This is a genomic window from Ekhidna sp. ABH4_415, assembly GCF_056161305.1.
In genome coordinates this window covers 59882-84291 of the sequence record NZ_JBSWYW010000003.1, presented here as the reverse complement: position 1 = coordinate 84291, position 24410 = coordinate 59882, and the positions used below count along the sequence as shown (strand labels likewise).

At 41.8% G+C, this 24410-nt stretch carries 18 protein-coding genes and 1 riboswitch; of the genes, 11 read left to right on the top strand and 7 right to left on the bottom strand.

Features of this window, described 5'->3' with window-relative positions; translation table 11 throughout:
- Window positions 1–22 precede the first annotated feature (22 nt).
- Window positions 23–4222 carry a CHAT domain-containing protein gene (locus ACXAH9_RS05620; protein ID WP_474893882.1) on the top strand — a complete coding sequence of 1400 codons (4200 nt, stop codon included), beginning with the start codon at window positions 23–25 and terminating at the stop codon, window positions 4220–4222.
- A 442-nt stretch (window positions 4223–4664) separates the two neighbouring features.
- Here ACXAH9_RS05620 and ACXAH9_RS05615 read toward each other — a convergent pair whose 3' ends face one another.
- Both ACXAH9_RS05615 and ACXAH9_RS05610 read right to left on the bottom strand, forming a co-directional pair.
- On the bottom strand, window positions 4665–5615 hold the full coding sequence (locus ACXAH9_RS05615) for a hypothetical protein (RefSeq protein ID WP_474893881.1): 951 nt from the start codon (window positions 5613–5615) through the stop codon (window positions 4665–4667).
- Between the two features lie 35 nt (window positions 5616–5650).
- Window positions 5651–6901 carry a CHASE2 domain-containing protein gene (locus tag ACXAH9_RS05610; protein ID WP_474893880.1) on the bottom strand — a complete coding sequence of 417 codons (1251 nt, stop codon included), beginning with the start codon at window positions 6899–6901 and terminating at the stop codon, window positions 5651–5653.
- Window positions 6902–7038: 137 nt separating this feature from the next.
- Between ACXAH9_RS05610 and meaB the strand changes: the two genes are divergently transcribed.
- The gene (gene meaB / locus ACXAH9_RS05605) at window positions 7039–8028 is read left to right on the top strand and encodes a methylmalonyl Co-A mutase-associated GTPase MeaB (RefSeq protein ID WP_474893879.1); all 990 of its coding nucleotides are present in this window, start codon (window positions 7039–7041) and stop codon (window positions 8026–8028) included.
- Here meaB and ACXAH9_RS05600 read toward each other — a convergent pair.
- A complete protein-coding gene (locus ACXAH9_RS05600; protein ID WP_474893878.1) occupies window positions 8021–9865 on the bottom strand; it encodes a TonB-dependent receptor plug domain-containing protein in 1845 nt (614 codons plus the stop codon). The two genes, meaB and ACXAH9_RS05600, sit on opposite strands and share 8 nt — an antisense overlap.
- A 74-nt stretch (window positions 9866–9939) precedes the next feature.
- Window positions 9940–10165: riboswitch (cobalamin riboswitch) on the bottom strand.
- Window positions 10166–10198: 33 nt separating this feature from the next.
- Here ACXAH9_RS05600 and ACXAH9_RS05595 point away from each other — a divergent pair.
- From ACXAH9_RS05595 to ACXAH9_RS05565, 7 genes are all read left to right on the top strand, one after another.
- Entirely contained in the window at window positions 10199–11266 is a 1068-nt protein-coding gene (locus ACXAH9_RS05595; protein ID WP_474893877.1) for an ABC transporter substrate-binding protein, read from the top strand.
- On the top strand, window positions 11263–12318 hold the full coding sequence (locus ACXAH9_RS05590; protein WP_474893876.1) for an iron chelate uptake ABC transporter family permease subunit: 1056 nt from the start codon (window positions 11263–11265) through the stop codon (window positions 12316–12318). The genes ACXAH9_RS05595 and ACXAH9_RS05590 overlap by 4 nt, the downstream gene beginning before the upstream one ends.
- Window positions 12318–13055 carry an ABC transporter ATP-binding protein gene (locus ACXAH9_RS05585; RefSeq protein ID WP_474893875.1) on the top strand — a complete coding sequence of 246 codons (738 nt, stop codon included), beginning with the start codon at window positions 12318–12320 and terminating at the stop codon, window positions 13053–13055. Before ACXAH9_RS05590 ends, ACXAH9_RS05585 begins: the two co-directional genes overlap by 1 nt.
- A gap of 259 nt (window positions 13056–13314) precedes the next feature.
- Window positions 13315–14646 (top strand): NAD(P)/FAD-dependent oxidoreductase, encoded by a 1332-nt coding sequence (locus ACXAH9_RS05580; RefSeq protein WP_474893874.1) that lies wholly within the window; start codon window positions 13315–13317, stop codon window positions 14644–14646.
- A gap of 47 nt (window positions 14647–14693) precedes the next feature.
- Window positions 14694–16445, top strand: a complete 1752-nt coding sequence (locus ACXAH9_RS05575; RefSeq protein ID WP_474893873.1) for a 4Fe-4S binding protein — start codon at window positions 14694–14696, stop codon at window positions 16443–16445.
- 4 nt (window positions 16446–16449) lie between these two features.
- On the top strand, window positions 16450–17280 hold the full coding sequence (locus ACXAH9_RS05570) for a hypothetical protein (protein ID WP_474893872.1): 831 nt from the start codon (window positions 16450–16452) through the stop codon (window positions 17278–17280).
- Between the two features lie 79 nt (window positions 17281–17359).
- The gene (locus ACXAH9_RS05565) at window positions 17360–18892 is read left to right on the top strand and encodes an alkaline phosphatase D family protein (protein ID WP_474893871.1); all 1533 of its coding nucleotides are present in this window, start codon (window positions 17360–17362) and stop codon (window positions 18890–18892) included.
- A gap of 1 nt (window position 18893) precedes the next feature.
- Here ACXAH9_RS05565 and ACXAH9_RS05560 read toward each other — a convergent pair whose 3' ends face one another.
- Both ACXAH9_RS05560 and ACXAH9_RS05555 read right to left on the bottom strand, forming a co-directional pair.
- Entirely contained in the window at window positions 18894–19331 is a 438-nt protein-coding gene (locus ACXAH9_RS05560; protein ID WP_474893870.1) for a GNAT family N-acetyltransferase, read from the bottom strand.
- A complete protein-coding gene (locus ACXAH9_RS05555; protein WP_474893869.1) occupies window positions 19300–20262 on the bottom strand; it encodes a PhoH family protein in 963 nt (320 codons plus the stop codon). The genes ACXAH9_RS05560 and ACXAH9_RS05555 overlap by 32 nt, the downstream gene beginning before the upstream one ends.
- Before the next feature lie 165 nt (window positions 20263–20427).
- Here ACXAH9_RS05555 and ACXAH9_RS05550 point away from each other — a divergent pair, with 165 nt between their 5' ends.
- Window positions 20428–21204: an SAM hydrolase/SAM-dependent halogenase family protein gene (locus ACXAH9_RS05550; RefSeq protein ID WP_474893868.1), complete on the top strand. Its 777-nt coding sequence runs from the start codon at window positions 20428–20430 to the stop codon at window positions 21202–21204.
- A gap of 2 nt (window positions 21205–21206) precedes the next feature.
- Window positions 21207–21491, top strand: coding sequence for a putative quinol monooxygenase (locus ACXAH9_RS05545; RefSeq protein WP_474893867.1), 285 nt, complete (start codon window positions 21207–21209; stop codon window positions 21489–21491).
- An 86-nt stretch (window positions 21492–21577) separates the two neighbouring features.
- On the opposite strand, the gene ACXAH9_RS05540 is transcribed toward ACXAH9_RS05545, so the two are convergent.
- Together ACXAH9_RS05540 and ACXAH9_RS05535 are read right to left on the bottom strand one after the other, a co-directional pair.
- A complete protein-coding gene (locus tag ACXAH9_RS05540; protein ID WP_474893866.1) occupies window positions 21578–24022 on the bottom strand; it encodes a PspC domain-containing protein in 2445 nt (814 codons plus the stop codon).
- Window positions 24019–24366, bottom strand: a complete 348-nt coding sequence (locus tag ACXAH9_RS05535) for a PadR family transcriptional regulator (protein ID WP_349563546.1) — start codon at window positions 24364–24366, stop codon at window positions 24019–24021. The genes ACXAH9_RS05540 and ACXAH9_RS05535 overlap by 4 nt, the downstream gene beginning before the upstream one ends.
- Between the last annotated feature and the right edge of the window lie 44 nt (window positions 24367–24410).

Sequence of the window (24410 nt, the reverse complement as noted above, 5' to 3'; positions counted from 1 at the left end):
TCACCTAAAAATCCTACAAAAAATGAAATACCTCCAATCCGCCGTGGTAGTGATGTTGATGCTGTGCGTCACCATCACGAATGCCCAGTATCAGAAATACATTGAGAAAGCCGATGAGGAGTACGAAGACGGGGACTACTCTTCAGCCAGGAAGCAGATCGAGAAGCTTAAAAAAACTGCAACCAAAAAACTTTCCTATAGCAATCCATACAATGCTATTGGCCTGGTTAAAGAAGCTAAAATCAATGTAGGACTGGGAGAGCTCGTAAGTGTGATGAAACCCCTAGAAGAGGCCATTGCCATGAGCGAACAAGTAAATGGGGCTGAAAGTGCAGAGCATGCATTTATTCTCATGGAGGCTTCTGAAGTACTTATTTCGTACGGAAATTTTCTCCTGGCAGGGGAGTTTATTGATAAAGCAACTGAAGCATTTGAAGCTTCCGGATCATTGATCGAGGATATTAAAGCATCACTTGATGTTAAGCGCGCTCAGGTGCTTTCCGGAAAAGGATTTTACAGTCAGGCGATAAAGCTGGTAAACAACCAAACGGATTATTACCTGACCAGAGCAATGTCATCCGAAGGAGACAAAGATCAAATTGAAGAGCGGAAGGAAGAATTTGCCAAGATGATGATTGTAAAAGCCAATTCATTTCGTATGATGGGAGATTACCAATCAGCAGATTCTGCTTTCATTACCAACCTCAATTGGGTGGAAGAAAACCTGAAAAAAACTCACCTGTTATGGGCAAGAAATGCATTTCTAAATGCAAAGTTGCTTGAGGAAAATGGGCTTGCAGTAGATGCGCAGGCCAAGCTCTATGAGGACGCGTATGTTCAGGCAATCAGAAAGTATCAATACTCTCACAACTCTGTGATGACCATGCAGGCAAGCCTCATGCGTGCGCTGTATCTGGGGGATAAAGGAGCGAAACTTAAAATCGTTTCAGCTGACTTTAAGAAATCACTAAGGGAGTTTGACAAAACAAGTATTTTCAATCTTGCGGAAGATAAAATGGATCTCACTTTCGATCTGGCAGACCAGGACATCAAGAAGATGGAAAACAAAATCAATGAAATGCTGGCCAGCCCAACTATTCCTGAATTCCACTCTGAGCGAATAGAATTGCTGGAGTTAGCTAAGAAGGTCGCACTTTACGCAGGACGTCATCAAAACACTGAATCTTACGATACAGAAATTCTCCGTATTAAGGAATTTTTGCTCGGGCCTGATGCACCTGAATATCACCTCACAAAAACAAAACTGGCCAATTACTATGTAGACTTTACAGACAAGTTTACTGAGGCAAAAGAAATTTACGACCAGAGCTTTCATTCAATCGTTGAGCCTGAAATAACAAAGGGTCACGTAGACTATCTAGACATCATGAACCACCTGGCTAAGTTTTATGAGGAAACGGATAACTACGAAAAAGCATCTGAAATTTTGGATGATGCCCTGCTTGCCGCCCGAGTAAAGTATGACAATCAGGATATTGAATATGGAAAGGAGTTGGAAAAGATTGCCGGGCTTCAGATAAACATTGGTGAATACGATAAAGCCACAATCAACCTGGAGGAAGCTATAAGAATCCTGGAAAACACAAAAACTGACGAAGCAAAAACGTATTTATCTTCGGCATTTATTACCAAGGCGAAGCTTCTTTCTATAAAAGGAGAATACGACGCAGCTGAAGATCATATATACGATTCAGAAGACCTAAGAGAAGAAGGTGCATTGACTACAGACGTTACCGGTCTAAGTTATCAGGACGATCTGGGAGCCCTTTACACGAATATTGGCCGGTACACAGATGCCACAGAGTTACTTACTGAGTCCTTAAAGGAAAAAACCAATCAATTTGGTGGTACCAGCCGACACCTCAATCAGACGCTGGTTGCAAATGCCCGGCTAAATCTTATTAAAGGGGATTATACTGAAGCTGAACAGCAAGCCAGAAAAGCCAATACCATTGCAATCTCCATTTTCGGTGAAAGCTCATCAAAGGTGGTACCCTCCATGCTTCAGCTAGCAGATGTTTACACCACCATAGGTGACTATGATAAAGCGGAAACACTGCTTAAAAACGCCATTCGAATTCAAAAAGACAAATTTGGTCCTGAACACGTAGATGTGGGAAAATCAACTTCAAAACTGGCACTTGTCTACTTTTATCAGGATAAGCCTCTTACTCAAATTCAATCGCTATTCCAGGAAGCAGAAAAAATCATTGGTAAGAAATTGGGATCCAATAATCCAACCTATGCTGAGATCTTAAAAAATATGGCAATTGCCAATATCGCAGCAGGGAATTACTCCCTTGCTTTTACATACCTGAATCAGGCAGAAAGCATCTGGAAAAATAAGCTTGGAAAGCGAAACAATATTAATGCGGCTACCGCACTAGTTCTTAAAGGAGATATCTTCTACAAACAGAAAAACTACTCTCAAGCAGAGGATTACTATGAGGATGCTCAAAGACAATACAAGCGAGTATTCAACGAAACACACCCGGAGTATGTGAAAGTACAATCCAAACTGAGCAAGACATACTTTATGCAAGCCAGATTCAAAGACGCTCAGGACGAGATGGAAGGTGTGTTGGCTAATTATAAAAACTTTATTCAGGAGTACTTTCCTGCACTCAGTGAGCGCGAAAAAGCTAAGTTTTGGAATACCATCAAGGGCGATTACGAGTACTACAATACTTTGATTGTAAGTAGAAACAGAAGTGCTAAATACATTGGAGAGCTATACAATAATGCTCTTCTTACCAAAGCTCTTCTTCTTAACTCATCCATCAAAATCCGTCAGCGAATCATGAATAGCAACGATGAAGAGCTGAAACAGATGTATTCTACCTGGGTGGAAGACAAAGAGCTACTGACCGCAGCACTCTCAATGAGCCAGGATGACCTGATCGAAAATGAAATCAATGTTGAAGCCCTCTCTCAGAAAGTTGAGTTGCTGGAAAAAAACATCAGTTTAAAGTCAGAACTTTTTGCACAAAGTGCGGATAGCCGAACAGTAACTTGGGAAAATGTTAAAAGTGCATTAAAAGAAAATGAGGTAGCTATCGAAATGGTGCGTTTCAGAGTCTTCAATCATGTCTTTACTGACTCAGTGATGTATGCACTGCTTTATGTAGATGGAAGCAAAAGATCAGAACCTAAAATGATCTTGCTTGATGATGGCGAAGAACTTGAAAACAGATATCTAAAATTCTACAGAAATAGTATCAAGTATAAAATCGAGGATAAATATTCTTATGAGCAGTTTTGGGCACCTATCGCAGAGGAAATTGGTGCTGTAGCTACCTTGTACCTATCACCAGATGGCGTTTATAATCAAATCAACCTGGAAGCTATACCAACACCAGATGGACGCTATGTGCTGGATAACTCTAACATATTGTTAATTAGTAACACCAAAGACTTATTCCTGAATAAGATTCAAACGAAGACCGTTGCTGAAAAGCAATATGCCATGATGTTTGGAAATCCTCAGTTCTATTTACAAACACAGCCTGGACAGCCGCTTCCAACGTCTGGCTTAACCCGTGCTACTGCGGAAGTTGTGACCCCCCTTCCGGGCACTAAAGCAGAAATTGAAGAACTGGATGATCTCCTCGATAGAAAAGGATGGAGCACAGATAAGTTTACGGAGATTCAAGCAAATGAGTCTTCAATCAAACAGGTATCAAACCCGAGAGTGTTCCATGTTGCCACTCACGGTTTCTTTAAAGAAACGGCAGCTGCCGAGGTAGCTGATCAGGAATACAATGAGAATGCTGCTTATGAAAATCCGCTTCTTAAAACGGGCTTACTGCTTGCAGGAGCGGGAGATATCCTGAATCAGACTCAATACAATTACAATGTGGATAATGGTATTCTTACGGCATATGAAGCCATGAACCTTAACCTTGATCAAACAGACCTGGTCGTGCTTTCAGCATGCGAAACAGGATTGGGTGAGCTGCAAGCCGGTGAGGGTGTTTATGGGTTGCAGCGTGCATTCCTGGTGGCAGGAGCACGAACCATCATCATGTCACTCTTTAAAGTAAGCGATGAAGCTACACAACAGCTAATGATCAAGTTTTATCGCAAATGGATTGAAACAGGAAATAAGAGACAAGCGTTTATCGATGCGAAAAAAGAAATCCGAAACGAGTATCGAGACCCCATCTACTGGGGGCCTTTCGTAATGATCGGGTTGGATTAAGAAATTAGAAAACGATTCATTAAAAGGGCACCTAGGGTGTCCTTTTTTGTTGTAGCTAGAAAGCTCCTGAATATCATTGAGGTAAATCAATTCTGTAGATCCGAGCAGTACCAGGGTTCAGGATGACATTCTAATTAAGAGCAGCTAGCAAAAAATGCTAAGTCATGCTGAATTTATTCAGCATCTACAAATTTCAATTCCCAACTTTTTGTCACGGATGTACTTCCGCTCCAGGGAGCGATGAAATATGCTCTCAGGAGCAAGGAGCACTCCATCTAGCGTTTAAGACTCTGTGCCTGACACAGTATGACGTGACATATTGGTACTGACTCCACGACATAAAGCAGCTTTAGATCACTGATTTACGATGTACAAATAAACAAAAAACCCTGATCCATCCGGATCAGGGTTTCTGAAAATTTGTTCTACGAGAGAAAATTGATTATTTCTCGCCTTCTTCTTTGTAGATTTTAATTCCGTTTCTTTCTATAATATCCTTTTTCAGGATTTTGAAATCTTCCACTTCAGGATTCATCTGGATCGCTTCTTCAATAGCTGTCAAAGCATCTACAATCAAGCCGTTTTCTTCATAGAAAGAAGCATAGATTACTTTGTTTAGTGGACTATCATCAGCCACTTCTGACTTAAGTGTTGAAAGACCTTCCTCATATTTGGCAGCTTCAGAACCTGACAGCTTCTTAATTCCAATGTCACTAGAAGTCACGTCCATGTTCTCCTTAGCCGCAACTTTGATGATATACAGCCCCTCTTCGTTTTTCATTTTCTCCTGCGCAAAATCCAGTTCAATTGAATTTCCTGTTACTTCTTCTTTCATGATTTCTTCATCAAAGATGTTTTTCACAGTCACAACGAAGGTATTTTCCTCCATTCCCTCAGGAGTATCCCAGTTAAGGATTGCATTGTTGCCCAGTACTTTTGCCTCTTGAGAAGGAATCAATACCTGAATTTGCTCATCTCCTGCAAGCGCTCTTGATACTGCTCCCGTAGCGTTAAGTCTGGCGCGATAGTTTGGCTTTTCCTTTTCATTCATCTTATTAGCTAAGAATGTCGCGTATCTGCTGGAAACACTCGCAGATTTGGTGTTGACCATTTTAGCTAAGTCAGAAACTTTTTTCGTACCAGGTGTTCTCACCTCTAGCGTCTTACCTGATTTGTGCATCAAACCAATGTAAGCACCCTGAGAAGCAATCAGCTCATCACCGTCGCTAAGTGTAGCTCCGGTCTTCAGAGAAACTGCAGTTGTGGCACCTTCTTTTTTTACTTTGTTTTGACCCTTGTTGGCCAAAACTCTAAATGTATATCCTTGTCCATTGGCAATACCAACAGCAAAAACAAGCATTGTAGTGATAGCGATAGAAACAAACTTTCTCATAATAGTTCCAATAAAATTTGGCGTTTTCTAAAAATTTATAATCGTGATACTTTAAATAATTCTTTTCTTCCTTCCTTAGAGAGTGAGTTTTTCACCACTCCGTAGAATACTTCCAGGCCATCGCCCGATAAGGCAACAGCAAACAATAAATATGTAAGATCCAATTTGAAACTAAATATATCCATGAAGTAAATCATGATATAAATAATCCCTACAAATTCTACCAATTGTATCAGTTTAGTAATTCCATCATACCATTTTGGTAGTTTTTTGTATATCCAGGAGAATGCCATTATGTTTAAAAACAGAATAATAAAAGCAACTGCTATTTTCTGCCATTCCTTCAAATAAAAGATGTAATCTTCATTCAAAATCATGGAAACAATGTTGGCATGGATCACGCCCCCATACATATCAGGAAAAGCACGTCCGATGTATTTATCATTGAGCGGAGTAAAAAATTTATCTTCAAAATTTTCTCTGTCACCGAGATATTCCCCTAAGAAACAAAATATTACGATCTTCCCTTCAATGATATCAGGGATATAGTTTGCCCCAAATACATCTCCAACATCCAGTGCATAGTATTTATTCCCGAATTTGGTTGCCCCATAATCAATTACATTTCCTCTGTAGTTAATCACCTCCACTTCATTTCCTCGATCAAGAAATTTTTGAGCTTTCTCAGTATCATAATATGATGCCAACTTAACTCCAAGCGCAATGTGATTCTTTCCGGAAACATCTTCTAATTGAGGAAAAAACTCACGGCACATCTTCAAATCTTCCTGAACATCTGCATCAGTAATTAGATTGGCAAAAGCCGAATCAGAGTTCCATGTAAACATTGGATGTGAAGTCCTTATGGAATCATCAATTTCTAGAGTTTCAGGATCTGGAAGTAGTTGGGTAACCATCACTAAATTTTCAACCCGTCCGAGTGCCTCCATCAACATCATATCCCCAAGTGTGTCCTCTTTAGGCAAATCAAAAAAGGAATCCACACCGATTACTGCCGGATTATGTTGATTGATTGAGTCAATCATCATCGCAATTCCAGCCCGGGATTCCAACCCCATATTCACAAGAATGACTCTTTCATCTGCAATGGGATCATCAAGCAATTGCGAAAAATAGATATCCGTAAATTCCATATCCGCAAAAGCGTCTCCAATTGGATCAAATATGTCAAAGACCTTAAATGCTGATACCAATGTAAAAGTGGCCATCAGCGCTATAATAAAAAACGTTCCCAGGATTACATCCCGCCAGAATCTTCTAAACATTGTCTATTCGTTGGTGAGTTAGTCAGTTAAGATTATATATGCAATTAAAGCATTTTACACTAACGATCACAATTGCCATATTAGAAGAGTTCAATTTATTCTTCAAATTACGCAATAAAAACTGACTTAATCGTCTTATGGATTCAACTTTTCGGCGAACACCTAATATTCATCTACAAGACTTAATAGATGGCCTATCGCGGGGAAACAGGGTTTTTCTGAGCAAGGCGATTACGTTGGTGGAAAGTAAGCGATCAGATGACCGAAAGTTGAGTGCTGAGCTAATTGATAAGATTACCAGCAATAACAATCAGAGCCTTAGGATAGGTATCACCGGAGTACCCGGAGTTGGAAAAAGTACTTTTATCGAGGCATTTGGAAAAATGCTGACAGAGAAAGGGAAAAAAGTGGCCGTTTTGTCTATTGATCCAAGTAGCAATCGCACCCGCGGTAGTATCCTGGGAGATAAAACACGAATGGATGAATTATCTCGTGACCCCAATGCATACATCCGGCCTTCTGCCTCAGGGTCCAGTTTGGGAGGAGTAGCATCCAGCACCCGTGAGGCAATCCTGATTTGTGAAGCAGCCGGATTTGATGTGATAATAGTTGAAACCGTAGGTGTAGGGCAAAGCGAAACGGTTGTGAAAGACATGGTAGATTATTTCTTGCTCCTCATGCTGGCCGGTGGTGGTGATGAACTTCAGGGTATTAAGCGTGGCATCATGGAAATGGCTGATCACATCCTAATCAACAAGGCGGATAATAAAAATAAGGAAGCAGCAAAAAGAGCCAAAAAAGAATATGCGAATGCAGTCCATCTGTTTCCTCCAAATGAAGCTGAATGGACTATTCCTGTAGGCTTATGCTCTGCTATGGAAAAAACAGGTATTGAAGATGCTTGGAATGAAATTGCGAAATATGAGAACCATACCAGATTAAGTGGATGGTTAGAAGAAAACAGAAAGCGACAGCTGATCAAATGGTTTCATGAACGCATTCATGCCAGACTTGAAGCAGATTTTTATGCTCAGCCGAACATCAAAGAAGAAATCAAAAAAAGGGAGGAGCTGATCTCCTCCCAAAAATTATCCGTGCGAAAAGCCGTAGATGAGCTTTTTAGTTAAACTGATATTTCAGTCCAATCATAAAATTTCGTCCCACACTACTAAATCCAGCCACAGCCTGATAATCTTCATCAATGAGATTATTTACAGACCCTGTGATGGTAAGATCTTCAACAGTATACGAAGCACTCAAATTGAATAAGTCAAACGCTTCCGCATTTACCTGAACCGTTTCAAAGGTGCTATTATCAAAATATTGCAACCTTCTTTCTCCGGTATATAGATAATTCAATGAAAGATTCAACTTTTGAAGAGGAGAATAATCGATCGAGAATCCATACTTATGGGCAGGGATTCTATAAGCTATATCATCACTCAACCTTCTTGTATAAGTATAATCTCCGGCTAAAGAGATTTTTTCAGATAGCATCACTGAGGAGGTGAACTCCAAACCATCAGTTTCAATCTCACCATCTACATTTTCATATTGAGAAGTATAGATGATCAGGTTGTTATCTTCTCTATAGAAGTAAACTCCACCTAACTCAAAGGCATTCCCATAAATGGTAAAACCACCCTCTGAAGATTTTGACTCTTCTGGTTCCAGCTCCGGGTTAGGACCAAACTGACCAAATAACTGAGTGAGTGAAGGGGTGATAAAAGCAGTGGCATAGGAGCTAAATACTTTTACGTCAAAGGAACCACCTTCGATCAAATATGAAGGATTGACATTGAAAACAAAGTTCTGACCATAATCACTGTGGATATTCAATCGTCCGCCAACCTGAAGATTGAAGTTTCTATTGTCATAAATCAAAGTAGAGTAAGGATCAATCATATTGAAATCGAACTTTTCAAAATCGGGTTGCTCTGAATACTGAAACCGCTGGAAGTTTAATCCTCCGATCAACTTCATTTGATCTGAAAGTTTTTGATTAATGACCACATCTGCCTGATGGTTTTTAGCATCATAATCTGAAATACCAAAGTCTGATTCAAAAAAACGATCCAGTTTGTTGATAAAAAATTTACCCTGAATATTTCCACCTTCCCAGCGAAAGGTTGGTCTGATCCCTCCTCTTAACTGGCTATATTCAGAGAGGTTTGTCTCAGAGTCTGTGAATGCTCCTGCGTCAAAATCTGTCTCAAAATCGTCATAAGAAATCGTGACCCCAAGCGAAAACCGATCATTGAATTCAATATCATACTTACCCATTAAATTAAAACCTTCAAATCCATCATCATCAAAGTTTCCATTTCCAGACTCATCTTTCGCAGCAGAAAATCCGTCAGACTTTTTATATCCGGCATTAAGCAAATAGAAAATCTTTTCATTTGCTCCAGAGACACTCGCATTTCCATTGAAGGTATTAAAGCTGCCATATTCAGCTTTGCCATATCCACCAATCTTCTGATTTTCAGGTTTTCTCAATTGAATATTGATCACGCCTGCTGCAGCTCCTGTGCCATACAGGGTACTTAGGCCCCCTTTGAGCACTTCAATAGACTCGACCTGATCCATATCCAATAACCTCAAGTCATACGTTTGGTCAATACCTGAAGCGTCATTGAAAGGTACTCCGTCAATTAAAATCAAGGTGCGCTTACTTGAAGCCCCACGAATGAAATAGCCAATATTCGTTCCCTGAGGACCGAAATTACCATCCATTTGAACCCCCGGAACCTGGTTCAGCACATCTGCGACTGATCGTGCTCCACTGGACTCGATATCTTTTCGTGTGATCTTAAAAATAGATTTACCTGACTTTTCAACAGGAATTTCACTTTTCGTTCCTGTGACGACAACATCGTCAAGTTGGACGGTTTTGAGGGTGTCCTGTGCCTTGACAGTCCAGCCCATGCATAATAATGCAGTAATTAGTAATGTACTTCTCATAGAAATTTTAGTCACTATGAGCCTCGTAAGAAAGAATGGAGTTAACCCCTTCCTCTGCTTTCACCCGAAGCTTAGAATTTTCATGTGATATGGCAGGTCTCCTGGCTTGTCCAGTTTTGGCTTCCTTCCCATAGTGACGTTACAATCACCACAGTGGACTTTGATTGGGCCAAACCCTTTGACGGACTTACAGTTGCGGGGACAGCTCTCGAATTTCCCGATGTATCGGGATCACGAGATTCCCATTTTAATCCAACACTGTTGTCAACAGTACCGGAACCAATATCACTACAATATTAACCAACTTCATTCTGATGGGCTACTTTTGAGTTTATGAAATCAAGCGGACTCGTTTTCATCCTATTTTTTGTGGCGTGCGGTTCTATCAAAGAAGAATCTGTTTATAAAAATACCAAGCAGACAAAATATGCTAAAGGCTTTCATTTTGAGCTGAAGGAAGGGGAAAAACGTTTGGTGGTAGACGAGCCTTGGCCAAAAGCACAGCAACCAATTTTCTACAACCTTAAAAACCCGATCGATCGCCTGGCAGTCACATCAACGTCTCACCTCCCATACATTGAAATGCTGGGAGCTGCAGATAGAGTGGTTGGTTTTCCAAACCTCAAATACATTAGTTCTGAAACGTTTATAAAACGTGGAGAAGAAGGTCTCCTCACCGATCTGGGGCCCGATGGGAAAATCAACATGGAATTACTACTTGGAGTAAACCCGGATGCAGTAATTGCTTTTGATATGGGTGGAGAATCGCAGGTATTAGACAAAATTGAAGAGGCTGGTATTCCTGTTTACTACAACTCTGATTTTCTCGAGCAGTCACCACTTGGTCGGGCCGAGTGGATCAAGTTTTTTGGCGCATTACTTGACAAAGAAAAAATAGCAGATTCCATTTTTACGGCTATTGAGGAGGAATATTTGAGACTGAATGAACTGGCAAGCTCAGCTGAAAACAAACCCACTATTCTGAGTGGTGTCGTTTATGGAGATACCTGGTTCCTGCCCGGTGGAAACAACTGGGCGGCCACTTTTTATGGTAATGCCGGTGGTCAATATGTTTGGAATACTGATACCACCTCCGGCTGGCTGGAATTAAGTTTTGAGGCGGTATACGAAAAGGCACATGATGCTGATATGTGGATTGGAACCTCCTCACTAAACAGCAGACAGGAGATGCTGAGTCAGGAAAACCGATATGCTTCCTTTAGAGCATTTGAAAATGATCAGGTGTATAATTATAGCAAAAAAATCGGGCCAAATGGCGGGTATGATTTCTTTGAGTCCGGTTACTCCAGACCTGACCTTGTGCTTGGCGATTTGATCAAAATTTTACATCCTGAACTACTGCCTGAATACGAAACAGTGTATTTCGAAAAGCTGCAATGATAGAATCACAAATTGATGAATCGAGGAAAAAATGGAGGGTGATCTTCTTACTCCTCCTGTTTTTACTTGCGTTAGGTTTTATTCTAAGTATCTCTATCGGATCAGTGAAGATTCCATTTTCTAATACTTTAGGATACTTTTTTGGTACCTCAGAAAATCATATCTGGAACAACATCATTATAAACTTCCGAATTCCAAAAGCTATAACTTCCATATTAGCGGGTAGCGCCTTAGCTATTAGCGGGTTACAAATGCAAACCCTGTTTCGCAATCCTTTGGCCGGGCCATTTATTTTGGGTATCAGCTCAGGTGCCGGATTGGGTGTGGCTCTTGTCATTTTTCTGGGGGTTTGGCTTGGAGGGTTTCTTGAAATGGCGGGAGTTGGAAGAAGTTGGTTGCTGGTGGGCGCCTCCGGACTTGGTTCATTTACCGTTTTGTCGGTGGTCTTAATTGCCTCCTTTCGAATCAGGTCAGGCATATCTTTGCTGATCATTGGACTCATGTTTGGCTCTGCTGTGAGTGCCATTGTGAGTATACTGCAGTACTTCAGTCAGGCTGAGAACATACAGGCTTATGTTATCTGGACCTTTGGGAGCCTGGGGAGTCTTTCATGGAGTGAGCTCTATGTGATGCTCCCGGTGATTTTGATCGCGCTCCTAATCTCTTTTCTTCTTTCAAAACCTTTGAATGCGCTGCTTCTGGGTGAAAACTATGCCGAATCACTTGGGCTAAATCTAAAGCAGGCACGCATGCTGATCATAATTAACACGAGTTTATTAGCAGGCACAGTTACTGCATTTTGTGGCCCTATCGCTTTCATCGGACTGGCCGTGCCACACATTGCCAGAATGCTGTTTAACACCGGGAATCACCTCCTCCTGACACCATTGGTTATTCTACTGGGTGGGATCCTGTTACTGTTTTTCGACGTTATTGCACAGCTACCTGGTATGGATGAAACGCTACCTATCAATGCCATTACCTCCCTTTTTGGGGCGCCTTTCGTGATCTGGTTGATTTTGAGAAAATCTAATTTAAACTATCGTTTCTGATGATGTTGTTGGACATATCAAATCTGAGCATTGGCTACCCACCAGATAAAAAGTTGATGGAAGGGATCAACTTGGTTTTAGATCACGGTCAATTGATTGGTTTAGTCGGGCAAAATGGCGTTGGTAAATCAACACTTATACGGACTCTGTGCGGCTTACAGCCAAAATTATCAGGAACTGTAAACCTCTCAGAAACTAACATTAAAGATCTTTCACCAAAAGAAATAGCCAGAAAAATAAGTGTTGTGCTTACCGGAAGGCCTGAATCTTTGAACCTGTCTGTGCTAGAGTTAGTCGCGCTGGGAAGGCACCCCTATTCCGGCTGGCTCGGAAACCTTAAGAAAGCCGACAGGGAAAAAATAGAAGAATCTATATCCCTAATGGAGATCAATTACCTGGCAAAAAAACGCCTGTTTGAGCTCAGCGATGGTCAGATGCAAAAGGTGATGATCGCACGGGCGTTGGCGCAGGAAACCGACCTGATAATTCTGGACGAACCTACCTCTCACCTGGATTTAAAGAACAAGATTGATGTTCTCCATCTACTTAAGAAAATCGCTAAATCCGGAAAGGGCGTTCTTATTTCCACCCATGAAATTCAATTATCCGCACAGGTTTGTGATCATTTCTGGTGCATGGATTTTGGTAAAGAAATTCTTACAGGAGAGCCTAAAAAGTTGATTGCTTCTGGAGATTTACAGGAATATTTACACATTCCTAAAGAAACATTGGTATAAAAAGTAAGGGGCCCTGGCGGGCCCCTTTGTATGGGTGAGAATAATCGTAACCTAACCTAACCGAATAGAAACGTGCCTTTGCACGCTAAACCCACCCATTTCACCTAATCACCAATATGTGGTACGTATATAACCAAAAAATGATTGAGAAGGTTTAAATATTTTTTTGTCAACCCTTTGACAAACGCCCGACTATCTGGTTAACTTCATTAATCGAGGATGAAATATCACCGTATTATTGATCTTACAAACTCACTCAATGCAGAAAATCATCATCATTGGAAATGGAATTGCCGGTATCACTGCCGCTCGGCATATCCGTAAAAATTCTAACGATCAGATCACGGTAATATCCGGTGAGACAGATCATTTCTTCTCTCGTACCGCCCTCATGTACATCTACATGGGTCACATGACTTACGAAAACACCAAGCCCTATGAGGATTGGTTTTGGGAGAAAAACCGCATTGACTTAAAAAGAGCATGGGTCACCTCGATTGATTTTAATCAAAAGCAAGTAAAGTTTGATGGAGGCGAGTTTATGGAGTATGACAAACTCATACTTGCAACAGGAAGTCAATCAAACAAATTTGGATGGCCAGGCCAGGATCTGAATGGTGTGCAGGGGCTTTATACCTATCAGGATTTGGAACTGATGGAAGAAAACACCAAGGATATAGATCGTGCAGTGATAATAGGCGGTGGCCTGATTGGAGTGGAAATGGCTGAAATGCTTCATTCCAGGCATATTCCTGTGACATATCTTATTCGTGAAAAACATTTCTGGGATAATATGCTCCCACAGGAAGAAGCAACATTGATCGACCGACATTTATATAAGCATGAGATTGACCTTCGTCAAGAAACCGAACTGGAAGAGATTTTGGATGATGGGAATGGAAAGGTAAAAGCAGTTAAAACGAAATCTGGAGAGGTAATCGAATGCCAGTTTGTCGGACTAACAGTTGGTGTTCACCCAAATATTGAGTTGGTAAAAGATTCAAAAATTGAAACGGATAGAGGCATTTTGGTCGATGCTTACCTACAGACTAATATTCAGGATGTTTATGCGATTGGAGATTGTGCACAATTAAAAAACCCTCCTCCCCACCGTAGAGCGATTGAAGCAGTCTGGTACGCCGGACGGATGATGGGAGAAACTGTAGCTCGGACAATAACAACAAATAAAACTGAATATAAACCAGGGGTATGGTTTAATTCAGCAAAATTCTTTGATATCGAATATCAGAACTATGGAATCGTTCTACCTCAATGCTCCGATGATTCCGCTTCATTTTACTGGGAATGTGATGATCATGAGAAATGCATCAAAATCATTTACAAAAAGGAAACGCTTGTGGTACAAGGTGTCAATCTTTTTGGCATCAGAAACCGACATGAGGTATGGGATAGATGGTTGAATGAAAAGCGGACGCTCGATTACATCATCAATCACCTACCTAAGGCCAACTTTGATCCGGAGTTTTATAAACATTGGGAGGGCGAGATTCAGGAGAAGTTCAATGAGGAATTTCCAGATAAGAAGATTGGTGTGAGAAGGAAAGGATTTTTAGAAAGGATTTTTAGCTAAAAAAGCCTTTCAGGTTTTAAAAACCTAAAAGGTCTAAATATCAAAATATGAAAGCAATCAGATATACCGGACTCTTATTATTCCTCTTTTCACTGGGGTTATTTCTAGGCAGCTTCTACATGTCCAGCTTCACTTTGAGTGAAGAGAGCTTCGAGATGATTGTCAAAGAAACTCATCAGGAGAAGTTAAAACCGGAACTGGAGCCGATGTTTGAAAAATCTTATAACCTCAGCGTTCCATTTGTGAAAGACATCAAAAGAGCTGTGGAAACGGTCAATGCAGAAGCAAGAGCCAATCAGGAGTGGGACAAGGTTATTTATGAAGATTATGCCGGATCATTGGCCAGAGCATCAGTATCAGGATTTGTTCCGAATAATAAACTTCTGATGTTTGTTCTAATTTATGTAAAGGGCGCGATTGGGGCCCTTATATTCATCATTCCACAGGTTAAATTGAATGGGCCTCCTGGCATCAAAAACAATCACATTTTCCGCAATGCTCTGAACAATCGTGGATGGATGGGGATACTAACAGGAGCATTGTTAATCGGCTTCTACATTTTGCTCTATTTCTTCCCAGCTTACATTACCAATTGGATCATCATCGTAGATCCACTTCAAAAGTGGATTAATCCGTCTGCCTCCTCAAGTCAATGGTTTTTGTATGGCTTCCTTTACACATTTGCTGTGCTTGTCATGGGCGTACGAATGATCATCAAATACCGCCACAGCAAGTACCAAATCTTCCGTACCTGTTCGGTCATGTTCTTCCAGCTAGCCTTTGCCTTCCTGATACCAGAAATTTTAGTCAGACTCAACCAGCCCTATTTCGATTTCAAAAACATGTGGCCGCTGGATTATGACTTCTTTGATGCGTGGCACATCAATACACTGACTTCAGCAGGCGGACTAGGCATCTTCATGTTGACTTGGGGCATTACATTATTCATAGTAGGTGTGCCTGTCTTTGTTTACTTCTTTGGAAAAAGATGGTACTGCAGCTGGGTATGTGGATGTGGTGGCTTAGCCGAAACCGCTGGAGACCCGTTCCGACAACTTTCTGATAAATCCACCGAAGCATGGCAGATCGAACGCTACCTGGTTCATGGTGTGCTCGTATTCGCCATTATCATGACAGGTCTTGTTCTTTACAACTACTTCGGAGGAGACTTCTATTTCTCATTCAATAAATGGATCGTTCTGGGAGCTGTTGCACTCGTTGGAACTGCATTATATGTGCTTCACAGAAAATATTACCCAGCCATGTCAGGCAAAAAAGTTCGAAATGTGGTCATTGGAATCGCTGGTTTTTTTGCAATCGGCATTATTCTGAGTGAGGTTTCTGTTTTTGCCAAATACATGCCTGTAGATGGCGATAACTTCGGGTTTTCAAGCGGAAATATTCGGACGGTTTACGGTTTTATGATCGGCTCCATCTTTTCTGGTGTAGTGGGTACTGGATTCTATCCACTAATGGGTAATCGGGTGTGGTGCCGGTTTGGATGTCCGCTTGCTGCATACCTGGGGCTAGTTCAGCGATTCAAATCAAAGTTTAGAATCACAACGAATGGTGGACAATGCATCTCATGTGGCAACTGTTCTACGTATTGTGAAATGGGTATTGATGTTCGATGGTATGCACAAAGAGGTCAAAATATTATTCGTTCCAGCTGTGTGGGATGTGGGGTTTGTTCTGCAGTATGCCCAAGAGGTGTGCTTAACCTGGAAAACCGCGATGAAGACGGACGTTTTAATCAACCAATCCTTCTTGGAAATGAAAGTATATCCATAAACAAATAAGCATATGAAAAGATCTTTCACACTCCTGATTTTAACCGCACTGATATCAAATCTGGCCCTGGCTGGTGGTGGATGGGTTAAGCAAAAAGGAACCGGATATTACAAAGTGTCACATTGGTGGGTCAGTGCTGCCAAAGTATACACGTTTGATGGAAATACTCAGACCTCTCCACAGGAGGGGATTTTCAACACATCTATTTATGCAGAGTATGGCCTCAATGACAAGCTAACAGTAATAATGAATCTTCCATTTAGCAAATCTGCTAACGACCAGGAATCCATTTCCGGAATTGGAGATACAGATATTGCATTCAAGTTTCGTATAAACAAACCGGGCAGCCAATTTGCGCTGGCCTATACATTTTTGCTGGGACTACCACTAGGTGATAATTCCGGAGGATCTGACGGTTCTCTGCAAACCGGGGATGGTGAGTTCAATCAGCTCATGCGATTTGATCTAAGTAGATCATTCCCTATCGGAAAGGTAAATGCCTACGCTAACATCTACGCAGGGTATAATAACAGAACAAAAGGATTTTCAGATGAAGCAAGATTTGGCTTTGAAGCTGGGGCAGGGTTTTTAGATAATAAGATCTGGACGATCGTTCGAATAGATGGTGTGGAATCCTTCAAAAATGGTGATCCCTCAGATGCTACCAGTGACGGAGCTACCGTATTTGCAAACAACACGGAATATATTTCCACAACTTATGAAATAGCCGGGTACATCACTGACAAAATTGGTGTCTCAGCAGCTTACGGATCAGTTTTAAGCGCTTCCCTGATTTTCGCCAGTCCTTCCTATTCATTAGGGGTATTTTTTGATATGAAGTAGTAATTTCCATCATGATTGAATAATCTTACTTTCCCGCTGGATTCATTCAGTGATTTTATCTTCTTAAACATTCATAGTGATGAAATACCTACGCCCTATTGTCCTCCTGATATTGCTGAATCACTGCACTCAGCCGGAGAAATACCCTCCGCTTATTGAAGAAACGTCACATTTAAGGGACAGCACCATGGCTCCTTTTTATCATGGAGTTGCTTCGGGTGATCCATTGTACGATCAGGTGATCATTTGGACGAGGGTAACACCGACAGATTCAATTCCCGATATCGATGTGGCTTGGGAAATGGCGAAAGATGAAAACTTTAAGGAGATCATAGGAACAGGAACAGTTTCCACCGATCCAGCTAAAGACTATACGGTAAAAGTTGATGTTGATGGGCTTGAATCGGGAACGTATTATTACTATCGTTTTCATGCCCTTGGCAAAAGCTCCATGATTGGAAGAACAAAAATCGCCTCTTCCAATCCCGATGAAGTTAGGTTTGGGGTGGTAAGCTGCAGCAATTACGAATGGGGGTACTTTAATTCATATGGAGCAATCGCCCGGGAAGAATTAGATGCAATCATCCATCTGGGTGATTACATCTATGAATATGCCCCGGGAGGATATGGTGATACCACACTCAATAGAAAGCATATCCCGGCTAAAGAAATTATAAGTTTGAAGGAGTATCGGTTGCGATACTCACAATATCGGTTGGATAAAGACTTGATTGCAGCCCATGCCAATCATCCGTTTATCAACATTTGGGATGATCATGAAATAGCCAACAACTCGTATAAAGATGGAGCACAAAATCATCAGGAAGGTGAAGGTAGCTACGCAAACCGTAAGGCAATAGCACGGCAGGTTTACTATGAATGGATTCCCATTCGTGAGGAAGACAAACACTATCGAAAGTTTGAATATGGAAATTTAGCAGATCTGATTATGCTGGATGAACGACTGGCCGGTAGAACCTATATCGCAGATAGTTTGAGTGATCCTTCGCTGGCAGACTCTTCCCGAACGATGCTCGGTGCAGAACAAAGAAACTGGCTGATTGCACAGCTACGTGGGTCTGATGGGCAATGGAAAGTTATCGGCAATCAGGTAATCTTTTCATACCTGAACTGGGGTCTGGAGACTTTCAGTATCAACCTTGACTCATGGGATGGGTATCCAATCGAGCAACAACTGATTGCAGACGTAATGAAGGAGCTGGATGATGTGATTATTGTAACTGGAGATACGCACACGGCATGGGCTTTTGAGGCTACCAATAAGCCATTTACTGAATATGATCAAGCTACTGGTAATGGAGCATTTGCGGTAGAGTTTGGCACTACGTCTATCAATTCCGCTAACTCAAACGAAAGCTTTTCCGATAGCCTGGTGCTTTTGCACGAGCAAAGAATTGTCAATTCAGCCATCAACCCACATCTGAAATGGAACAATATGCGCGATCATGGATACATGATTTTATCCCTGACAGATGAAAAAGCTACTGTAAGCTTCAAATTCATGGAAACCATCAAGGAGCCTAATCTGGAGATCAAAGAAGTGAAGTCAATCTGGGTGAGTAGCGGAGAGGTTAAGTTGAGGGAGGATTAGGTCACAACTCCCGCCACATCAGGTAGTGCATGATTCCGCACTCTTCAAACTGATCACCTTTGGTTTGGAAACCAAACTTTGTATAAAGAGGTACGGCAGGTAATTGTGCATGTAGATACAAATAGGTCCCTGATTTTGCCTTTGCAGAAATATCTTCCATTACAGTTTTTACGATGGCCGTTCCTAGACCCTTTCCACGCCATATTTTTTTTGCTGCGAATCGTTCCAGCTTAATTCCTTTATCTGTGTATCTCCAGCGAGCAGCCCCAACGGGATTTTCATTTTCATCGAGTGCCACAAAGTGATGCGATTCATCTTCATACTCATCAAACTCTTCATCAGCGGCTACGTGTTGTTCCACGACAAACACTTCTTCACGGATCGCGAACAATTTTTCTTTCAGCTCCTCACTTTTTGCCGGAATCACTCTGAACGTCATACTTATTGTAGGCTTTTATGATTGCTTTTACCAGTTTATGTCTCACCACATCCCTGTCGTCTAAGGTGACAAACCCGATCCCGTTCACATCTTTTAGCACCTTCATCGTTTCAATCAAACCTGAAATTTGCTTCTTCGGAAGATCTATCTGTGACTGATCGCCAGTTATTATCACTTTCGATTGAGGCCCCATTCGAGTCAAAAACATCTTGATCTGCATGGGTGTGGTATTCTGTGCTTCATCCAGCAAGACATATGCATCGTTGAGTGTACGCCCACGCATGTAGGCCAGCGGGGCGATTTCAACTACCCCATTCTCCTGGTAGTAACGAAGCTTTTCAGCAGGGATCATATCTCGCAATGCATCATAAATGGGCCGTAGATACGGGTCTATCTTTTCTTTCAGATCTCCGGGAAGAAACCCGAGATTTTCACCCGCCTCCACTGCCGGACGGGTTATGATGATTTTTTTTACCTCTTTGTTTTTTAACGCCCTAACAGCCAGTGCCACAGAAATATACGTTTTACCTGTACCTGCCGGCCCGATGGCAAAAACCAGGTCATTTTGCTCCACTTCAGCCACCAGCTTTTTCTGATTGACTGTCTTTGGTGCGATTCTAAACCCACTTGTCCCGTGCACCAAAACTGCAGAGTTTTTATCCGCCTCTATCGTATTTTCCTCATTGTCCACAAAATCTTTAACGTTTTCTGTGGTCACTTTGCCATATTCGTGATAATGAGCAAGCAGTGAATTCAGTATTTCGTTGATCTTTAAAATCTGTGGAGCAGACCCCTTGATGCGGATTTCATTCCCACGGCTCACAATCTTGCTATCAGGAAAAGCCGTTGCAATGGTTTTAATGTTTTGGTTTTCAACCCCCAGAAAGTCTACCAGGGAAACGTTTTCAAGTGTAATTATTTTTTCCAGCAATCGATATTCTGTTAATTATACAAAGGTAAATGACTATTGGAACACCATACTTTCATCACCTATCAAATAGCGTGTTTTTTGTAACAAACACACCCGTTTTTAAACCTCACTGTGTGAGTAAAATATATAGCTTTGTGACAACAAATGTAAGCTGAATTCCCTCAAATGGCGTTAATCACCTTCATGTCTGATTTCGGGACGGTAGACCACTACGTGGCTGCAGTGAAGGCCGCTATTGTGTCTGAATCGCCCAACCAACCTGTCACTGACATTACCCATGATATCCGTCCGTTTGACATCTCACATGCTGCCAATGTTCTCCGTAATGTATACAAGGATTTTCCGGAGAAAACGGTTCATATTGTGGCTGTAGACGCAATGAGGGGAAAATCAAAAGCATTGGCCGTGGAAATAGACGGGCATCTGTTTGTAGGGTTTGATTCCGGGATTTTCAGTCTTATTTCAGAAAAGAAACCTGACGCCATCGCTTTCCTGGAAAACGGGCAATCTACCTTCCCCGCGAAGGACGTTCTGGCTAAAGTTGCACTGAGGCTGGCAAACGGAAAGTCATTGAAAGATGTGGGAGAAATTGCGGATAGCATGACCGAGCTATATGCCCGACAGCTTAAGGTGACGAAACGAGAAATTGCTGGCCATATCGTTACGGTTGATCACTATGGCAACCTGATCACCAATATCAACAAATCAGCATTTGATAAAATACTGGAGATAAACGGGGCTGGAGTGAGATATGCTATTCGATTTGGGAGGGAACAATTTCAAGGCTTGCATAGCTATTTCAGCGATGTGGAGTCCGGCGATTGCTATGTGATGTTTAACTCATCAGGTCAACTTCAAATTGGAATAAATAAAGGCAATGCCTCTGAACTGTTGGGGTTGTCTGTTGATTCACCTGTACTCATTGAATTTGCAAACGCTTAATTATGCTGATACGAATTGTACGAATGGATTTCGATCCGGAGAAAGTGAATGACTTTTTGGATTTGTTTGAGACAGTCAAAGAGAAGATTTCTACGTTTCCCGGGTGTAATCACCTGGAACTTTGTAAGGATGCCAAACTAGATCATGTCTATTACACATTCAGCAAATGGGAAAGTGAGGATGACCTGGAAAAATACAGGCACTCTGAACTGTTTGAAGATACCTGGGCTAAAACAAAGGTTTTGTTCGGTGGAAAGCCGTTAGCTTATTCGCTTGACCCTCAATAAAAATCCCCTGCTCGACCAAAAGCAGGGGAACCAAAACCTAAATGAACAGAGCCAGTTAGTTGACTCGCGACCAGTTTAGATGTTCTTTAGTCTCTTTTTATTGAGCTGAGTCCGTTACTATCTGAAGAAACTCGTGCATTTCCACGGTATCGTACCTTGCTGGCGCCAGAAGCATCCGCCTCCAGTTCATTTTTCACATACACTTTAGCCGAAGATGCCCCTGAAGCGGTTATGTCCGCATCATCCACGATGAAATTAAACGCATCCAGTTCAGACGCTCCTACCAGGTCAGCTTTCAGATCTTCTCCATCCCCAATTAGGGTAAGCTCAGAAGCTCCGGTCAGATCCACTTGAAAGTAGTCAACATTCACATCAGCCCAAACGTCCGATGCTCCTTCAATATCAAATGTCATCTCTGAAGCAGAAAAGCCTCTTACTTCACCTACACACGCACCAGTGGCCCGAAGGTATTCGAGCTCAGGCATTCGGATGAATATTTTGATCTTATCCTTTCGTTTCCTGTTTTTCCACCAATCGGTATTTCTACCAAACCTGATTTCCAGTTCGTCACCACTTTGGCTAAGGTAGACCTCATCAAGATCGTCATCGTCACCTTCTAGTCTTACTGCATAGTCGTCCCCCTGGGTAATTTCAAAATCAAATAGTGAGATCAGTTCTACTTCGTCGAAATCAGTAAACTGATATTCTTGTGAATCAGAACCATACGCCCCTCGGTTATAAGATTTTCTACTTGTCTCAGAGCAGGTGAGACATTCCAATCCACTTTCATTAAACACCCACTCATTATCTCCCAGATCGCCGGCATCATAGCCATGAATCCAAAGGGTGTTTCTTAGGATATCCCGTAGATCATAGTCCATTTTAAACACCTTGCCATACGGAATGTAGAAGGTTGCGGAAACATCCTGAAATCTAAATGGTGCATCACCAAACGTGATTTCCGAATCAAAGTAAATCACGTTCCCTTCCTGAGTGACATTGTAATCAACAGCCTCGCCATTTTCTCGGGCATTCTCTCGTGAATATCCCCGGGCATCAAATTCCGTCTCCAGTAGATAAGCTGTTGTATCTTCATGCCCTCTGATTTTCAGATCTACGGTGTTGTATGTATCCCAATCAAGATCATTGAGTTTAAGCTCTGCCACACCATCATTAACAGCGAAAGTTTGTTCTTCTTTGAAAGTACTCTCCACGCTATAGTTTCTGATGATCGTTGGAACAGATATAGCCAAGCCAACCAAACCAAGCAGCCACAAGCCAAACATGCCCCAAGCCACAAACGCATTGGTCACTTTCTTCTTCAAGATGACCACCAGACCAACCAGCAACAGGGCAAGTGAAGGTACCATCGAAGTGATGTAGCATGAAACGATTGCTATCGTACTCACCGAACTAAAGAGCTCACGCGCCGGGAAATCTCCAAAGTGCACCCAGGATTCCATGGCTCCTCCAACACCTAAAAGCACTGCCAATGAAATAGTAAAGCAGACCATCAATACAAAGCCAAGAAATACCAGAAATACTCCAACCGCAATGCGAAGTGCCTCCACACTAAACTTCAGCAACGGTCCTAAAATTTCACCAAGCGCCTTGAAAATCATCGCAATCAATCGGAAAGGGAAAAGTAAAATTTTTACAAACACGTTCTCCTCCCCTTCTTTCACATTCAGACTTTTCTTCACATTCTCCTCAATGTTGGAAATGGTGACAGGTTCACCCTGCATCTGCATTTTTTCTGTGATGGATTTCGCCTCCGGGGTTATGATCCACATGATCAGATATACCAAGAGGCCTGCACCTCCAAGGAAAATCGAGACAACAAATATTACCCGAATCACAACTGGATCAGTACCAAAATATGATGCGATACCCCCAGCAACTCCACCGAGCACACGATCATCTGTACTTCTGAACAGCTTTTTAATCGCTTTATCATCTTCCAGTTTATCACTACCAGGCACGGCTATCCATAGGATGATGTAAGCCAGGAATGTAAATCCGCTAAGTCCCCAGAAAAAGATATTGAAAAGGAAGGCAAGCATAAGCAGACGAACCCAAATGGGATCAATGCCGAAATAATTGGCGATACCTGCAGCTACTCCACCAATCACCTTACGCTTATTGTCCCGATAAAGTCGCTTGGCCCTTTCATAAGCACTTTTAGGCTCCTCTTCCTGCTTTTCTTCTTTACCTTGCTCCTGCTTCTCTTCTGCCTTTTCAGCTTTTTCATCTGGATCTGGAGCAATTGATTCCTCAAAATCTTTCGTGGTTCCCATAGTGGCAATCAGGTCATTCACATCTTCTTTTGTGATGATTTGCTTGCCTTCGTCCAGTTTGGAAAGAAAAATTTCAGCGATTCTTCCCTCTATATCGTCAATGATTTCTTTGCTGTCTTCAAAAGAAGAAAAGTACTTATTGACTGAGTCGAGGTAGTTTTTCAGTTTATCATATCCATCTTCTTCGATGTGGAATATGATACCGCCAATGTTGATACTTATATTCTTTTTCATGATTTCTTCTTCGTGTTTTTGTTCGCGATGATTTTTTTGGTGGAGTTGACCAGTTCGTTCCAGGTTACATCCAGACCTTCAAGGAATTGCTCACCCTCTTTCGTCAGTGTGTAGTATTTCCGAGGAGGGCCAGATTTAGACTCTACCCATTTATAGTCTGCCAGTCCAGCTTTTCGCAAGCGGGTTAGCAGTGGATAGAGCGTCCCCTCTACCACCATGATCTTGGCGGAAGTCAATTCTTCCAGCAGATCGGAAGCATAAACCTCTCCCCTAGAGATGATGTGCAAAATGCAAAACTCCAGGATCCCTTTTCTCATCTGAACTTGTGTGTTTTCAATATTCATTTTTTACGCTTATTTCAAGTCAAACTTTTCATTATGCATGGATA

Coding starts and splice junctions, on each gene's coding strand:
- ACXAH9_RS05620 (WP_474893882.1), top strand. CDS start 23: ATGAAATACCTCCAATCCGCCGTGGTAGTGATGTTGATGCTGTGCGTC.
- ACXAH9_RS05615 (WP_474893881.1), bottom strand. CDS start 5,615: ATGAGAAAGTTTGTTTCTATCGCTATCACTACAATGCTTGTTTTTGCT.
- ACXAH9_RS05610 (WP_474893880.1), bottom strand. CDS start 6,901: ATGTTTAGAAGATTCTGGCGGGATGTAATCCTGGGAACGTTTTTTATT.
- meaB (WP_474893879.1), top strand. CDS start 7,039: ATGGATTCAACTTTTCGGCGAACACCTAATATTCATCTACAAGACTTA.
- ACXAH9_RS05600 (WP_474893878.1), bottom strand. CDS start 9,865: ATGAGAAGTACATTACTAATTACTGCATTATTATGCATGGGCTGGACT.
- ACXAH9_RS05595 (WP_474893877.1), top strand. CDS start 10,199: ATGAAATCAAGCGGACTCGTTTTCATCCTATTTTTTGTGGCGTGCGGT.
- ACXAH9_RS05590 (WP_474893876.1), top strand. CDS start 11,263: ATGATAGAATCACAAATTGATGAATCGAGGAAAAAATGGAGGGTGATC.
- ACXAH9_RS05585 (WP_474893875.1), top strand. CDS start 12,318: ATGATGTTGTTGGACATATCAAATCTGAGCATTGGCTACCCACCAGAT.
- ACXAH9_RS05580 (WP_474893874.1), top strand. CDS start 13,315: ATGCAGAAAATCATCATCATTGGAAATGGAATTGCCGGTATCACTGCC.
- ACXAH9_RS05575 (WP_474893873.1), top strand. CDS start 14,694: ATGAAAGCAATCAGATATACCGGACTCTTATTATTCCTCTTTTCACTG.
- ACXAH9_RS05570 (WP_474893872.1), top strand. CDS start 16,450: ATGAAAAGATCTTTCACACTCCTGATTTTAACCGCACTGATATCAAAT.
- ACXAH9_RS05565 (WP_474893871.1), top strand. CDS start 17,360: ATGAAATACCTACGCCCTATTGTCCTCCTGATATTGCTGAATCACTGC.
- ACXAH9_RS05560 (WP_474893870.1), bottom strand. CDS start 19,331: ATGACGTTCAGAGTGATTCCGGCAAAAAGTGAGGAGCTGAAAGAAAAA.
- ACXAH9_RS05550 (WP_474893868.1), top strand. CDS start 20,428: ATGGCGTTAATCACCTTCATGTCTGATTTCGGGACGGTAGACCACTAC.
- ACXAH9_RS05545 (WP_474893867.1), top strand. CDS start 21,207: ATGCTGATACGAATTGTACGAATGGATTTCGATCCGGAGAAAGTGAAT.
- ACXAH9_RS05540 (WP_474893866.1), bottom strand. CDS start 24,022: ATGAAAAAGAATATAAGTATCAACATTGGCGGTATCATATTCCACATC.
- ACXAH9_RS05535 (WP_349563546.1), bottom strand. CDS start 24,366: ATGAATATTGAAAACACACAAGTTCAGATGAGAAAAGGGATCCTGGAG.